General features: G+C 71.7%; 14 protein-coding genes. 8 read left to right on the forward strand and 6 right to left on the reverse strand.

The genetic code is table 11. From position 1 onward, the window contains the following. Positions 1-141 precede the first annotated feature (141 nt). Positions 142-1,719 (forward strand): glycosyltransferase family 87 protein, encoded by a 1,578-nt coding sequence (locus ACIRRS_RS12850; protein ID WP_402968986.1) that lies wholly within the window; start codon positions 142-144, stop codon positions 1,717-1,719. Between the two features lie 7 nt (positions 1,720-1,726). Here the strand turns inward: ACIRRS_RS12850 and ACIRRS_RS12855 are convergent, their stop codons facing one another. From ACIRRS_RS12855 to ACIRRS_RS12865, 3 genes are all read right to left on the reverse strand, one after another. Next, positions 1,727-2,761, reverse strand: a complete 1,035-nt coding sequence (locus ACIRRS_RS12855; RefSeq protein ID WP_402968989.1) for an alanine racemase — start codon at positions 2,759-2,761, stop codon at positions 1,727-1,729. A 30-nt stretch (positions 2,762-2,791) separates the two neighbouring features. Continuing rightward, positions 2,792-3,910 carry a lipid II:glycine glycyltransferase FemX gene (locus ACIRRS_RS12860; protein WP_402968992.1) on the reverse strand — a complete coding sequence of 373 codons (1,119 nt, stop codon included), beginning with the start codon at positions 3,908-3,910 and terminating at the stop codon, positions 2,792-2,794. A 174-nt stretch (positions 3,911-4,084) separates the two neighbouring features. Then, positions 4,085-4,384: a hypothetical protein gene (locus ACIRRS_RS12865; protein WP_402968995.1), complete on the reverse strand. Its 300-nt coding sequence runs from the start codon at positions 4,382-4,384 to the stop codon at positions 4,085-4,087. Between the two features lie 332 nt (positions 4,385-4,716). On the opposite strand from ACIRRS_RS12865, the gene rpsF reads away from it, so the two are divergent. The 4 genes from rpsF (at position 4,717) to rplI (ending at position 6,508) form a co-directional block, all read left to right on the forward strand. Next, a complete protein-coding gene (rpsF, locus tag ACIRRS_RS12870) occupies positions 4,717-5,007 on the forward strand; it encodes a 30S ribosomal protein S6 (protein ID WP_402968998.1) in 291 nt (96 codons plus the stop codon). A gap of 97 nt (positions 5,008-5,104) precedes the next feature. Further along, positions 5,105-5,728, forward strand: a complete 624-nt coding sequence (locus ACIRRS_RS12875; RefSeq protein WP_402969001.1) for a single-stranded DNA-binding protein — start codon at positions 5,105-5,107, stop codon at positions 5,726-5,728. A 79-nt stretch (positions 5,729-5,807) separates the two neighbouring features. Further along, a complete protein-coding gene (gene rpsR, locus ACIRRS_RS12880) occupies positions 5,808-6,044 on the forward strand; it encodes a 30S ribosomal protein S18 (RefSeq protein ID WP_030059640.1) in 237 nt (78 codons plus the stop codon). A gap of 17 nt (positions 6,045-6,061) precedes the next feature. Then, on the forward strand, positions 6,062-6,508 hold the full coding sequence (rplI, locus tag ACIRRS_RS12885) for a 50S ribosomal protein L9 (protein WP_402969004.1): 447 nt from the start codon (positions 6,062-6,064) through the stop codon (positions 6,506-6,508). A gap of 61 nt (positions 6,509-6,569) precedes the next feature. On the opposite strand, the gene ACIRRS_RS12890 is transcribed toward rplI, so the two are convergent. Next, complete coding sequence (locus tag ACIRRS_RS12890; protein WP_402969007.1) at positions 6,570-7,928, reverse strand: MATE family efflux transporter; 1,359 nt, start codon at positions 7,926-7,928, stop codon at positions 6,570-6,572. 426 nt (positions 7,929-8,354) lie between these two features. On the opposite strand from ACIRRS_RS12890, the gene dnaB reads away from it, so the two are divergent. Further along, positions 8,355-10,007 (forward strand): replicative DNA helicase, encoded by a 1,653-nt coding sequence (gene dnaB, locus ACIRRS_RS12895; protein ID WP_402969010.1) that lies wholly within the window; start codon positions 8,355-8,357, stop codon positions 10,005-10,007. 10 nt (positions 10,008-10,017) lie between these two features. Here the strand turns inward: dnaB and manA are convergent, their stop codons facing one another. Then, complete coding sequence (gene manA, locus ACIRRS_RS12900) at positions 10,018-11,211, reverse strand: mannose-6-phosphate isomerase, class I (protein ID WP_402969013.1); 1,194 nt, start codon at positions 11,209-11,211, stop codon at positions 10,018-10,020. Between the two features lie 344 nt (positions 11,212-11,555). On the opposite strand from manA, the gene ACIRRS_RS12905 reads away from it, so the two are divergent. Next, positions 11,556-12,314 carry a polyprenol monophosphomannose synthase gene (locus tag ACIRRS_RS12905; RefSeq protein ID WP_402969016.1) on the forward strand — a complete coding sequence of 253 codons (759 nt, stop codon included), beginning with the start codon at positions 11,556-11,558 and terminating at the stop codon, positions 12,312-12,314. 66 nt (positions 12,315-12,380) lie between these two features. Here the strand turns inward: ACIRRS_RS12905 and ACIRRS_RS12910 are convergent, their stop codons facing one another. Then, positions 12,381-12,716: a winged helix-turn-helix transcriptional regulator gene (locus ACIRRS_RS12910; protein WP_402969672.1), complete on the reverse strand. Its 336-nt coding sequence runs from the start codon at positions 12,714-12,716 to the stop codon at positions 12,381-12,383. 202 nt (positions 12,717-12,918) lie between these two features. Between ACIRRS_RS12910 and ACIRRS_RS12915 the strand changes: the two genes are divergently transcribed. Then, positions 12,919-13,566: an FMN-dependent NADH-azoreductase gene (locus ACIRRS_RS12915; RefSeq protein ID WP_402969019.1), complete on the forward strand. Its 648-nt coding sequence runs from the start codon at positions 12,919-12,921 to the stop codon at positions 13,564-13,566. Positions 13,567-13,596: the final 30 nt, after the last annotated feature.

A 13,596-nucleotide genomic window follows, 5' to 3' on the forward strand; every position in this document is an offset into this window, starting at 1 on the left:
CGAACTCCCTGACGCCCGTACGGCGGTGGCGGTCCTCCTCGGAGGGTCGCCACCGCCGTTCGCGCTCCGGCCCCAGCGGGAGCGGACCGTTTGCGCGGTCATCCTCGTGCTGGGCGGGGCCGGTGCGGCAGGATGTGCGGCATGACGTCGAGCGATCGTGACGAAACCGCCGCCCCGCCCGGGCCCGGCACCGCCGCCCGGCCCGCCCCGGCAGCCGTCGCCACGGCCGCGCCGCCGGCCAACACCGTGGTCGTCCCGGCCGACGAGGACCCGGTGGCCGCCGCCGGCAGCGAGGTGTTCGGCGGCCCGCCCGGCCGGCGCGCGCTGCTCGGCCTCTCCTGGTGGGTGCCGGCCCGCTTCCTGGCGCTGGTGGTCATCGTGGTCTCGGCGCTCGGCATGGTGCAGAAGCTGCCCTGCTACGAGCAGGCCTGGTTCCAGCCGGGCTCGCCGCAGTACATCCACGCCTGCTACAGCGACCTCCCGCACCTGTACTCCGGGCGCGGCTTCGAGGCGGGGCTGCACCCGTACCTGGACCGCATCCCGGGCAGCTCGGGCGACCTCCAGTACCTCGAGTACCCGGTGCTGACCGGCCTGTTCATGCAGGTCGCGGCCTGGCTGACGCCCGGCGGCGGGGACCAGCAGAGCCAGGAGCAGTGGTTCTGGGCGATCAACGCCGGGATGCTGATGGCCTGCGCGGTGATCGCCGTGGTGGCCCTCTCGCGCACCCACCGACGGCGCCCGTGGGACGCGATGATGTTCGCGCTCGCGCCCGTGCTGCTGCTCAACGGCACCGTCAACTGGGACCTCCTCGCCGTCGCCCTGGCAGCCGTGGGCATGGCCTGGTGGGCCGGCTCGCGGCCGGTCTGGGCCGGCGTCTTCATCGGGCTGGCCACCGCCGCCAAGCTCTACCCGCTGCTGCTGATCGGCCCGTTGCTGGTGCTGTGCTGGCGGGCCGGGAAGTGGCGGGAGTTCCGGGCGATGCTCGGCGGCGCGGTCGGGGCCTGGCTGCTCGTCGACGTGCCGGTGATGATCGCCAACTGGCAGGGCTGGTCCACCTTCTACGTGTTCAGCAAGCACCGCGGCGAGGACTACGGCTCGATCTGGCTGCTGCTGATGCGCTGGCGCGGCGCCGCCCTGGCCGACCTCGACCTCTACATCGGGGTGCTGATGGTCCTGGGCTGCGCGGCCATAGCGTGGCTGGGCCTCTCGGCGCCGCGCCGCCCGCGCGTCGCGCAACTCGCCTTCCTGGTGGTCGCGTTGTTCGTGCTGACCAACAAGGTGTACTCGCCGCAGTACTCGCTCTGGCTGCTGCCGCTCGCCGTGCTGGCCCGGCCGCGCTGGCGGGACATCCTGATCTGGCAGGCCTGCGAGGTGCTCTACACCCTGGGCATCTGGTCGCACCTGGGCTACGTCACCGGGCCCAAGCAGCACGGCATCGGCGAGCCCTGGTACAACTTCGCCCTCGTGGTGCACGTGCTGGGCACGCTCTACCTGGTCGCCCTGGTGGTGCGCGACGCGCTGTACCCGGACCGCGACCCCGTCCGCTGGGACGGCAGCGACGACCCCTCCGGCGGGGTGCTCGACCGCGCCCCGGACGTCTTCGTCATCGGCACCGCCCGCTACCTGCGCGAGGAGGAGAGCTACGCCGGATACGCGCCGGCCGGCCCCGAGCAGTGGCTGAACGAGCCACCGGCGCCGGAGCCGGCCGAGAAGCGGTAGGGCCCGGTCAGCGGTCCACCACGCGGTCGAAGTGCGTGGTGGTGTGCCGGACCTGGAGGCCGAGCTCCTCGCCGATCGCGGGGGGCTTGGTCTCGCCGTCCAGGAACAGCAGCGAGACCTGCATGTGCGGCGGCTCGGCGAACCACAGCTGCTTGCCCGCCCAGTGGAACGGCGACTTGGTCTTGTTGACGGTCGCCAGGCCGGCCCGGGCGATGCCCTTGGCCCGGGCGCCCATGCTCTGCACGTACTTGGGCGCCTCCAGCCCGATGCCGTGCGCGGTGCCGCCGGCGACCACCACGATGTGGCCGTCGGAGGGCGCCGGGTGCTGGCGGTAGCCGTACCGGTCGCCCTTCTTCACCGGGGTGACGTCCAGGACCGTCGCCCGGACCTCCAGCGCGCCGTGGTCGCCCAGCCAGAGCCGGGTGCCGATCCGGGCCCGGAAGACGGTGCCCGGGTAGCGCTGGGTCAGCTGCTCCATGCCGGCCGCGCCGAGGTGGCTGACGAAGACGGTGTGCACCGGGATGCCGGCGGCCCGGGCGGTGTCCACCCAGTACGCGACCTCGTCGACGGGGTCGGAGCCGTCCGGCCGGTCCATCGGCAGGTGCAGCGCCAGGCCCTCGAAGGAGACGCCCTCCAACTCGGCCGCCGCCGTGCGCAGTTCGTCCGCGCTGATTCCGTGGCGGCGCATGGTGGTCATGCACTCCACGACGACCCGGGCGCCGTGCAGCGCCCGCAGCGCGTCCACGCTCGCGACCGTCCGGATCACCCGGGCGTGCGGCATCGGCAGCACCTCCTCGCCGACCCGGTACGGGGTGAGCACCAGCAGTTCGCCGCCGTACCACTCGGCCGCGTCGGCGGCCTCGTACGCGGTGCCGACGGCCAGCACGCCGGTGCCGAGCAGCGTCGCCTCCTCGGCCAGCCGGTGGTTGCCCAGGCCGTAGCCGTTCCCCTTGGCGACGGGCACCAGGCCGGGGAACTCGGCGAGGACGGAGCGCTGGTGGGCGCGCCACCGGTCGGTCTCCAGGTAGAGCGACAGCGTCATCGGATCAGCCTCCTCAGTGGCGGACGGGGGTCAGCGACGGGACATGTAGAGGTCGAGGGCCTTGTGCAGCAGCTTGTTGAGCGGGAAGTCCCACTCGCCGAGGTACTCGGCCGCCTGGCCGCCGGTGCCGACCTTGAACTGGATCAGGCCGAACAGGTGGTCGTTCTCGTCCAGGGTGTCGCTGATGCCGCGCAGGTCGTACACGCCGCCGCCCAGGGCGTACGCGTCGCGCATCATCCGCCACTGGATGGCGTTGGACGGCTTGACCTCGCGCTTGTGGTTGGCGGAGGCGCCGTAGGAGTACCAGACGTGCTCGCCGACGACCAGCATCGTGGTCGAGGCCAGCGGCTCGCCGTCGTGGTAGGCGATGTAGAGCCGCATCCGGTTCGGGTCCTCGGAGTTGAGGGCCTTCCACATGCGCTGGAAGTAGGCCAGCGGGCGCGGGGTGAACCTGTCGCGCTCGGCGGTGACCAGGTAGAGCTGGTGGAAGATCGGCAGCTCGTCGTAGCCGCCCTGGACGACCTCGACGCCGCTCTTCTCGGCCTTCTTGATGTTGCGGCGCCAGAGCTGGTTGAAGCCCTTCTGGATGTCGTCCAGCGAGCGGTTGGCCAGCGGCACCTGGTAGACGTAGCGCGGCTGGACGTCGCCGAAGCCGGCGCCGCCGTCCTCGCCCTGCAGCCAGCCGGCCTTGCGCAGCCGGTCGGCCACCTCGAAGGCGCGGGCCTCGTACCAGTCGGCCTCGATGTCGCGCAGGCGCTTGGCCTGCTTGCCGGCGATGGCCTCCTTGATGGTGGGGGCGTTCCAGCGGCGGATGACCACCGGCGGGCCCATCTTCACCGAGAAGGCGCCCTGCGACTTGAGGTGGGCCAGCATCGGGGAGAGCCAGCGGTCGAGGTCGCGGTCGAACCAGTCGATCACCGGGCCCTCGGGCAGGTACGCGAGGTAGCGCTTGACCTTGGGCAGCTGGCGGTAGAGCACCAGGCCGGCGCCGACGAGCTGGTCGGCCTCGTCGAACCAGCCGATCGACTCCGAGCGCCACTCGGCCTTCACGTCACCCCAGGCCGGGACCTGCATGTGGCTGGCCGAGGCGCGGCTCCTGATGAAGGCGAGGTGCTCCTCGCGGGTGATCGTCCTCAGGCGCAGGCTCATTGCTCGGTGCTCCTCGTCGGTCGGGCTGCGGTGGCCCCAGGTTCTCGGGCTGACCCTATCGTCCGGGGCCCGAGGGCCCGCGGCTGCGGGCAGGACGGCGCCCCCGTCGCGTACCTGTCTCCTTGCAGATACGCCACGGGGGCGCCGAGGGTTCCTGGACGGGCCGGGCGGCGGTCAGCCCCAGAGGCCGCCGCGGGCGATGCCGAGGTAGAAGCCGACCGCGGAGGCGCCGAGCGCGATCATCAGGACGAAGCGCTCCGCGGTGGTGACCGAGACGAACATGCCCCACAGCCCGGTGACGATCCCGGCCAGGCCGGTCCACGAGGTCAGCAGGTGCAGGTTGTAGAAGAACGAGGTGGTGAAGGAGATCACGCCGAGCACGGCGGTGAGCGCCACCAGAGTGTTCTCGCGGGGGTGCGGGTGGCCGTCGGTGTTCAGCGTGAGGGCGGGCATGCGGTGGACGGACTGGGCCATGGGTCCCACCTCCTGGCGTGGAGACGAACGGGCAGGAATCCCGTTCCGTCCAGATTGCGGCGGTTGGGTCCGTCCCACAACCCCGGGTGCACGGCTTGTGCGTTTTGTTCGGCCGTCCGGGTGCGGGTAGGCTGTGCCGTCTGCACTGGTGTAGTTGTGCCCCCCGTGTGCCCTCCTGAGGGTCGAAGCCCTTTCGGGTGAGCGGGGCCCGACTGTCGGACCCGCCCGCTACGGTGGGCCGGTGTCGTCATCCGCACCGGTGCCGACGCTACGCACAACCCTCCTGCCACGGAGAGACCGTGGCCGCTGAGTCCAAAGGAGGTGGGTTACTCATGCGTCACTACGAGCTGATGGTCATCCTCGACCCCTCGGTCGAGGAGCGCGCTGTCTCCCCCCTGATCGAGTCCTTCATGACCGTCGTCCGCAACGGCGGTGGCAAGGTCGAGAAGGTCGACACCTGGGGTCGCCGCCGTCTGGCTTACGAGATCAACAAGCAGTCCGAGGGCATCTACTCGGTCATCGACCTCAAGGCCACGCCTGAGGTCGTCAAGGAGCTCGACCGCCAGCTTGGCCTGAGCGAGTCGGTTCTGCGGACCAAGGTCCTGCGCCCGGACACCCACTGAGCCACCTCTGAGGCCTTCGGGTCTCGGGTAGCTCGCGTCCGCTGTTTCACGTGAAACATGCGGTGAACGGACAACTTCCCGAGAGGTCATCTCCACCATGGCAGGCGAGACCGTCATCACCCTCGTCGGCAATCTCGTCGACGACCCCGAGCTGCGCTTCACCCCGTCGGGTGCGGCGGTCGCGAAGTTCCGCATCGCGTCCACCCCCCGCACCTTCGACCGCCAGACGAACGAGTGGAAGGACGGCGAGAGCCTCTTCCTCACGTGCAACGTCTGGCGGCAGCCGGCGGAGAACGTGGCCGAGTCGCTTCAGCGGGGCATGCGCGTCATCGTGCAGGGCCGGCTGCGCCAGAGGTCTTACGAGACCAAGGAAGGCGAGAAGCGGACGGTCTTCGAGGTCGAGGTCGACGAGGTCGGCCCGAGCCTGCGCTCGGCGACCGCCAAGGTCACCCGGGCCAACCGCTCCGGCGGTCCCGGTGGTGGCAGCGGCGGTGGCGGCTTCGGCGGCCAGCAGGGCGGCGGCCAGGGCAACTGGGGCGGCGGCGGTGGCGGCCAGCAGGGCGGCGGCAGCTGGGGTGGAAACTCCGGCGGCGGCCAGTCCGGCCCCTCCGACGACCCCTGGGCGTCCAGTGCCCCCTCCGGTGGTGGGAACCAGGGCGGCGGCTGGGGTGGAAACTCCGGCGGCAGCGGTGGCGGCTACTCGGAAGAGCCCCCGTTCTAAGAGCTGACAGATTTCGTGCGGTCCGGCCGCCGGCGCCTCCGGGCGCCGACCGGGCCGTGAACCCCAAATGGAGCACACCATGGCGAAGCCGCCTGCTCGCAAGCCGAAGAAGAAGGTTTGCGTCTTCTGCAAGGACAAGGTCAACTACGTTGACTACAAGGACACGAACCTGCTGCGGAAGTACATCTCCGACCGCGGAAAGATCCGTGCCCGCCGGGTCACCGGCAACTGCACCCAGCACCAGCGCGACGTCGCCACGGCCGTGAAGAACAGCCGTGAGATGGCGCTGCTGCCCTACACCAGCACCGCGCGCTAAGAGAGGGTGACCAAGTAATGAAGATCATCCTCACGCACGAGGTGCCGGGCCTGGGCTCGGCCGGCGAGATCGTCGAGGTCAAGGACGGTTACGCCCGCAACTACCTGGTTCCGCGTGGCTACGCCATCCGCTGGACCAAGGGTGGCCAGAAGGACGTCGACGCGATCCGTCGCGCCCGCAAGATCCACGCCATCCAGACGCTCGAGGCCGCCAACGAGGTCAAGGGCAAGCTCGAGGGCGTCCAGGTCAAGCTGGCCGTCCGCTCGGGCGATGCCGGCCGTCTGTTCGGCTCGGTGACCCAGGCCGACGTCGTCGAGGCCATCAAGGCCGCCGGCGGCCCGGCCGTGGACAAGCGCGCCGTCGCGATCGCCTCGCCGATCAAGACCGTGGGCTCCCACAAGGTCTCGGTCAAGCTGCACTCGGACGTCGTGGCCAACCTCGACGTCGCCGTCGTGGCTGCCTGAGTTCCCACAGCAGTGGCCTGAGGGCCGGACTCCTCCGGGAGTCCGGCCCTCGGTCGTTCCCTCAGCCCCTGACGGCGCCGGTGACCAGCCAGCGGCCGCCCCGGGCACGCCAGGTGAGGAAGGCGGCGCGGACCAGCATGAACAGGTTCATCGCCCACCAGAGCCCGGCCAGGCCCGCGCCGGTGGCGGGCACCGCGAGGGCGATCGGGGCGAACACGGCCAGGGTCGCGAGCGCCGCCCGGGCCAGGTAGGGGCCGTCCCCGGCGCCCATCAGCACGCCGTCCAGGACGAACACCAGGCCGGCCACCGGCTGGGTGAGGGCGAGCAGCAGCAGCGCCGTGCCCAACTGCCCCTGGACGGCCGGGTCGGGCGTGAACAGCGGGACGTACAGCGGCCGGGTGAGCACCACCAGCAGGCCGAGCAGCACTCCGGAGCCGATGCCCCACTCGACCATCCGACGGGTGGCACCCCTCGCGCCGAGGACGTCGCCGGCGCCCAGGAGGCGGCCGATGATGGCCTGGCCGGCGATGGCGATGGCGTCCAGCGCGAAGGCCAGGAAGTTGAACAGCGTCATGGCGATCTGGTGCGCGGCCACCTGGTCGTCGCCGAGCCGGGCGGCCACGGCGGTGGCGAGCATCAGGACGGCGCGCAGGCTGACCGTCCGCACCAGGAGCGGGCCGCCGGCCCGGGCGCTCGCCCGGATGCCCGTGGGCACCGGCCGCAGGGAGGCCCCCTCGCGGCGGGCGCCGCGGACGACCACGACCAGGTAGACGACGGCCATGCCGGTCTGCGCCAGCACCGTGCCCCAGGCCGAACCGGCCACGCCGAGCCCGGCGCCGTACACCAGGCCGGCGTTGAGGCCGAGGTTGGCCGCGAAGCCGGCGACGGCCACCACCAGCGGGGTGCGGGTGTCCTGGAGGCCGCGCAGCACGCCGGTGGCGGCCAGCACCAGGAGCATCGCGGGGATGCCCAGCGAGCTGATCCGCAGGTACGTCACCGCGTACGGCGCGGCCGTCGGCGAGGCGCCCAGTACGGAGGCGATCCAGGGGGCCAGCAGCAGGGTGAGCAGGACGACCGGGACGGCGAGGCCGAGCGCGAGCCAGATGCCGTCGACGCCCTGCTGGACGGCGCCGCGGCGGTCCCCGGCGCCGATCCGGCGGGCGACGGCCGCGGTGGTGGCGTAGGCGAGGAAGACGAACACCCCGGTCGCGGTGGAGAGGGCGGCGGAGGCGACGCCGACCCCGGCGAGCTGGGGGGTGCCGAGGTGGCCGACGATCGCCGAGTCGGCCATCAGGAACAGGGGCTCGGCGACGAGGGCGCCGAAGGCGGGCACGGCCAGGGCGAGGATCTCCCGGTCGTGCCGGCGTCTGGAGGGCCCTCCGGCCGGTTCGGCGGGGGCTCCGGTGGGGGCGGCGGTCATGGGGACCAGGGTACTCATCCACAGGTAATGGTTGCTAGTGGTTATCACTCATTACTCGAACGCCTGGGGGACGGTCGCGGAGGGGATGGCGCGCACAGCCGTCCGGTGGTGTGTGAAGAATTTCTCATGCACAGCCCCCAGAAGGGGTAATCCCAGGTCAGCGAGTTGACAGCGGGGTGATGGTCGGTTTATCCACAGGACCTTCCACAGGGGTGTCCACAGCTTTGCGGTACTTCTCCACAGCCCTGGGCCGCTCGTCCACACCCCCTGTGGATAACCGCCTTGGCGCCAGGGCTCCCGGCGCCTTAGCGTGGGCCCTCCGCCCGACACTCCCGCCCGCCCCGGCGTCCGGTTTGTCTCTGCCGTGGCGTACAAAGAGGAGCGGCTCCGCTCCAGACTCGCACCACTCGCTGATCGGGGAAACGCGTGACCGGCCCCCAGTACGACACCCACGACGCCCCGCCGCCGGAGGAGGACTGGCAGCCCGCCGAGGACCCGTTCCCGGTCGGCGCGTTCGACGACGTCCCCTTCCCCGACGGGCCCGGGGACCGGCTGCCCGTCTCCCGCAACCGCGACGGCAACCGCGACGGCGGCCGGGACGGCAACAGGGACGGCGGCCGCGACGCCAACAGGGACGGCGGTCGTGAGGGCAAGGGCCGCGGGGACTTCCAGAAGGGCGGCTTCAAGGGCGGGTCCAAGGGCGACAAGGGCGACCGCCGGGACAACCGCGAGGACGAGGACCGGGGCGGCGACGGCTTCGAGCGCGTCCCCCCGCAGGACCTGGCCGCGGAGCAGTCCGTCCTCGGCGGCATGCTGCTCTCCAAGGACGCCATCGCCGACGTCGTCGAGGTGCTCAAGCCGGCCGACTACTACCGGCCCGCGCACGAGATGATCCACGGCGCGATCCTCGACCTCTACGCCCGCGGCGAGCCGGCCGACCCGATCACCGTGGCCGGCGAGCTGACCAAGCGCGGCGAGCTGCAGCGCGTCGGCGGCGCCCCCTACCTGCACACCCTGGTCAACTCCGTCCCCACCGCGGCCAACGCCGAGTACTACGCCCAGATCGTCAACGAGCGCGCCGTCCTGCGCCGCCTGGTCGAGGCCGGCACCCGGATCGCCGGCATGGGCTACGCGGCCGAGGGCGACGTGGACGAGATCGTCAACGCCGCCCAGGCGCAGATCTACGCCGTCACCGAGCAGCGGACCAACGAGGACTACGCCCCGCTCGCCGACATCATGGAGGGCGCCCTCGACGAGATCGAGGCGATCGGCTCCCGCCAGGGCCAGATGTCCGGCGTGCCGACCGGCTTCGCCGACTTCGACGCGCTCACCAACGGCCTCCACCCCGGCCAGATGATCGTCATCGCGGCCCGCCCCGCCATGGGTAAGTCCACCCTCGCGCTGGACTTCGCACGGGCCTGCTCGATCCACAACAAGCTGCCGAGCGTGATCTTCTCGCTCGAAATGGGGCGCAACGAGATCGCCATGCGCCTGCTCTCCGCCGAGGCCCGGGTGGCGCTGCACCACATGCGCTCCGGCAACATGACGGACGACGACTGGACGCGCGTCGCCCGCCGGATGCCGGACGTCAGCGAGGCCCCGCTCTTCATCGACGACTCCCCGAACCTGTCGATGATGGAGATCCGCGCCAAGTGCCGCCGGCTCAAGCAGCGCAACGACATCAAGCTGGTCGTCATCGACTACCTCCAGCTGATGCAGTCCGGCGGCTCCCGCCGGGCCGAGAACCGCCAGCAGGAGGTCTCGGACATGTCCCGTAACCTCAAGCTGCTGGCCAAGGAGCTGGAAGTGCCGGTCATCGCGCTCTCCCAGCTGAACCGTGGCCCCGAGCAGCGCACCGACAAGCGGCCGATGGTGTCAGACCTTCGAGAGTCCGGCTCGATCGAGCAGGACGCCGACATGGTCATCCTGCTCCACCGCGAGGACGCCTACGAGAAGGAGTCCCCCCGCGCGGGCGAGGCCGACCTGATCGTCGCCAAGCACCGTAACGGCCCCACGGCCACCATCACCGTCGCCTTCCAGGGCCACTACTCCCGCTTCGTCGACATGACCCGGGACTGAGCCGGGCCCGCTAGAGCGTGACGGTCGCGCGGAAGAGGGTCGCGGGGGCGGGGGAGGAGAGGCGGGTCGGGGCGCCCGTGGCGGGGAGGTAGGCGGAGCGGCCGCGGGGCAGGGTGAGGGTGGTGCCGTCCGGGGCGGTGAGGTCGACGGTGCCCTCGGTGCAGAGCAGGATCTGCGGGGTGCGGCCGTCGATCTCGTACGGGGTGCCGTCCAGGGTGAAGCGGGAGAGGCGGAACTCGTCGATCGGGACGGGGTACAGCTCCTCGCCGGGGACGGTCTCGACCGGGCGGGGGTGCAGGACCTCCGGGGTGCACGGCTCGACGACCACGACGTCCAGCAGCTGCGGCACGTCGATGTGCTTGGGGGTGAGCCCGGCCCGCAGGACGTTGTCCGAGTTGGCCTGGAGCTCGACGCAGGCGCCGGACAGGTAGGCGTGCGGCACCCCGGCGCCCAGGTAGAGGGCTTCGCCGGCGCGCAGCCGGAAGTGGTTCAGGAGCAGGCCGACGATCACACCGCGGTCTTCGGGGAAGTCCTTGGCGATCCGGGCGTAGGGCGCGTACTCGCCGGCCGGGTCGGTGCGCCACAGGGCCTCGACGCACTCCCGCACGATCTCCGCGGCGGCCTCGCCGTCCATCGTCAGCACGGCGGCCAGGGCGCCGCGCAGCGCCTCGGAGGCGTCCTCGGCCTGCAGCAGCTCGATCACCGGCCGCAGCCCCGGGACGCCGAGCCCGGCCATCAGCCGGGCCGCGTCGGCGGGCCGGCGGAAGCCGCACAGGCCGTCGAACTCGCCCAGGGCGCAGATCAGTTCGGGCTTGTGGTTGGCGTCGCGGTAGTTGCGCTCGGGGGCGTCCAGCGGGATGCCGAGGGCGTTCTCGGCGGCGAAGCCAGCCCGTGCCTGGGCCAGGGTGGGGTGGGCCTGGATGGAGAGCGGGATGCCCGCCGTGAGGACCTTGAAGAGGAACGGCAGGGCCGGGCCGAACTTGGCGACGCTCGCCCCGCCCAGCTCGCCCTCGGGGTCGGCGGCGATCAGCTCGTCCAGCCGGAGCGGGCCCGCGCCGCGGTCGACGCGGGACGGGTCGCCGGGGTGGGCGCCCATCCAGAGTTCGGCCTGCGGTTCGCCGGTCGGCTCCTGGCCGAGGAGCTCGGGCAGGGCCGTGAGCGATCCCCAGGCGTACGGGCGGACGGTGTTGACGAGCCTGTCCATGCGCGCGGTCCTACTCCTTCGCTGGAACGTCCTTCGCCGCCGGGCGGGTGTCGCCGGTTCGCCGTGGCGTGCCCCGGCGGCGCGGGCGGTCCGGGCACGGGCAAGGGCATCGACCCTAGCCGACCGATGTCCCCGACGGGGAAACGGCGGGTGTCCGGTGGGAGTGCCGACGGCGGGCCGACGGTTCCCGGGGGCGCGGTAGTAGGATGCCAGGACGCGGAAGTCTCCGTCCTGCACAACAGTTCTCCACCGTGGCGACGCCGGCGGGCTGGCTGCGGAGCCGCGTTCCACCGTGCGGGTGCCGCTGTTCAGCCCTGTCCCGCCATCGGCCGAGAGGTTTGTACGTGACCGTGAACCAGCGGAGTTTTGCTGATCTCGGCAGGGTTCTGGTGATCATCCCGACCTACAACGAGGCGGAGAACGTCGAGCGCATCGTCGGCAGGGTCCGCGCAGCGGTCCCTGAGGCCCACGTGCTGGTCGCCGACGACAACAGCCCGGACGGCACCGGCGAGCTGGCCGACAAGCTGGCCGTCGAGGACGGCAACGTCCACGTCATGCACCGCAAGGGCAAGGAGGGCCTGGGCGCCGCCTACCTCGCGGGTTTCCGCTGGGGCATCGACAACGGCTACGACGTGCTCGTCGAGATGGACGCCGACGGCTCCCACCAGCCCGAGGAGCTCGACCGGCTGCTGACGGCGCTGCGCGGCGCCGACCTGGTGCTGGGCTCGCGCTGGGTGCCCGGCGGCCGGGTGGTGAACTGGCCGAAGTCCCGGCTGCTGCTCTCGCGCGGCGGCTCCACCTACTCGCGGCTGATGCTGGGCGTGCCGATCCGGGACGTCACCGGCGGCTACCGGGCCTTCCGCAAGGAGACCCTGCTGGGCCTGGGCATGGACGAGGTGGCCTCGGCCGGGTACTGCTTCCAGGTCGACCTGGCCTGGCGCACGGTGAAGGCCGGCTTCAAGGTGGCCGAGGTGCCGATCACCTTCGTGGAGCGCGCGCTCGGCGCGTCCAAGATGAGCCGCGGCATCGTGGTCGAGGCGCTGTGGCGGGTGACGTCCTGGGGCGTCGCCGACCGGGTCGCCCGGATGCGCGCCAAGCGCTGACCGAAGAGGTTGCGCGGGGCCCGTTCACCGGTACCGGTGAACGGGCCCTTCGTCGTCTCCGGGCCCTCAGCAGCGGCCCTTGAGCGCGTGCTCGGGCAGGTAGCGGTTGGACCACAGGGCCAGCTCGGTGAGCGCGGGCTTGAGCGCCGCACCGCCCTCGGTGAGCCGGTAGCTGACGCGCAGCGGCGGCCCGGCGTCGACCTCGCGGACGACGAGGTCGGCCTCGACCAGCTCCGTCAGCCGGTCGGAGAGCATCCGCTCGCTGATGCCGGGGATCGCGCGGCGCAGCTCGGAGAAGTAGGCGGGGCCGTTGCTGGTGAGGACGCCCAGGAGCAGGCCCGTCCAGCGTTTGCCCAGCAGGGAGAAGACCCGGGTGAGGGCGTTCTCGACGTCGAAGCACATCCCGTGCCCGTCGGCGCCCTCGCAGGGTGAGGGGGCCGCCGTTCCCTCGGGGGCCGTTGAGTCCGTTGAGTGCGTCACTGCCTGGTGCTCGGCCATGGCTCCAGCTTACCCAACCCGTCACTAGTGACTGCAGAAAAGTAAGCTGCTACCGTACTTGCAGCAACGGAGAAGTCCGTAGCTCCTAACTCTCTGGAGGCATGCCATGCCCACGCTCCTGCACCTCGACTCCTCCGCCGTCGTCGACGGGTCCGTCTCCCGCGAGGTCACCGCCGCGTACCGCGAGGCATGGCTGGCCGCGAACCCCGGCGGCACGGTGGTCCACCGCGACCTCGCCGTCGATCCACTGCCGCACATCGACGTGCACGGCATCGCCGGTACCTTCCTCCCGGCCGAGGCGCGCACCGACGAGCAGGCCTCGGCCGTCGCGCTGCGCGAGGAGATCATGGTCGAGCTGGAGACGGCCGACGCGGTGCTGATCGGCACCCCGATGTACAACTTCACGATCCCCTCGACCCTCAAGGCCTGGCTGGACCACGTGATCCTCATGGGCCGCACCGCCGGCGAGGCGCCCAGCGCCAAGGGCACCCCGGTCACCGTCGTCGCCGCGCGCGGCGGCTCGTACGCGCCCGGGGCGCCGCGCGAGCCGTTCGAGTTCGTCACCACCTACCTGGAGAAGGTGCTGACCGGCATGCTCGGCCTGGAGGTGGACTTCATCGTCCCCGAGTTCACGCTGGCGCCGTCGGTTCCGGCGATGGCGGACTTCGTCGGGCACGCCGTGGAGTCCAAGGCCAAGGCGCTGGAGCTGGCCGCCCGCCGGGGCGGGGAGGTCGGGGCCCTGGCCGCGGTGTGACGTGAGCCCGAAGGCGCGCCCCGCCGGGCG

Source organism: Kitasatospora sp. NPDC101183 (assembly GCF_044767945.1).
In the GTDB taxonomy this organism is placed as follows: domain Bacteria; phylum Actinomycetota; class Actinomycetes; order Streptomycetales; family Streptomycetaceae; genus Kitasatospora.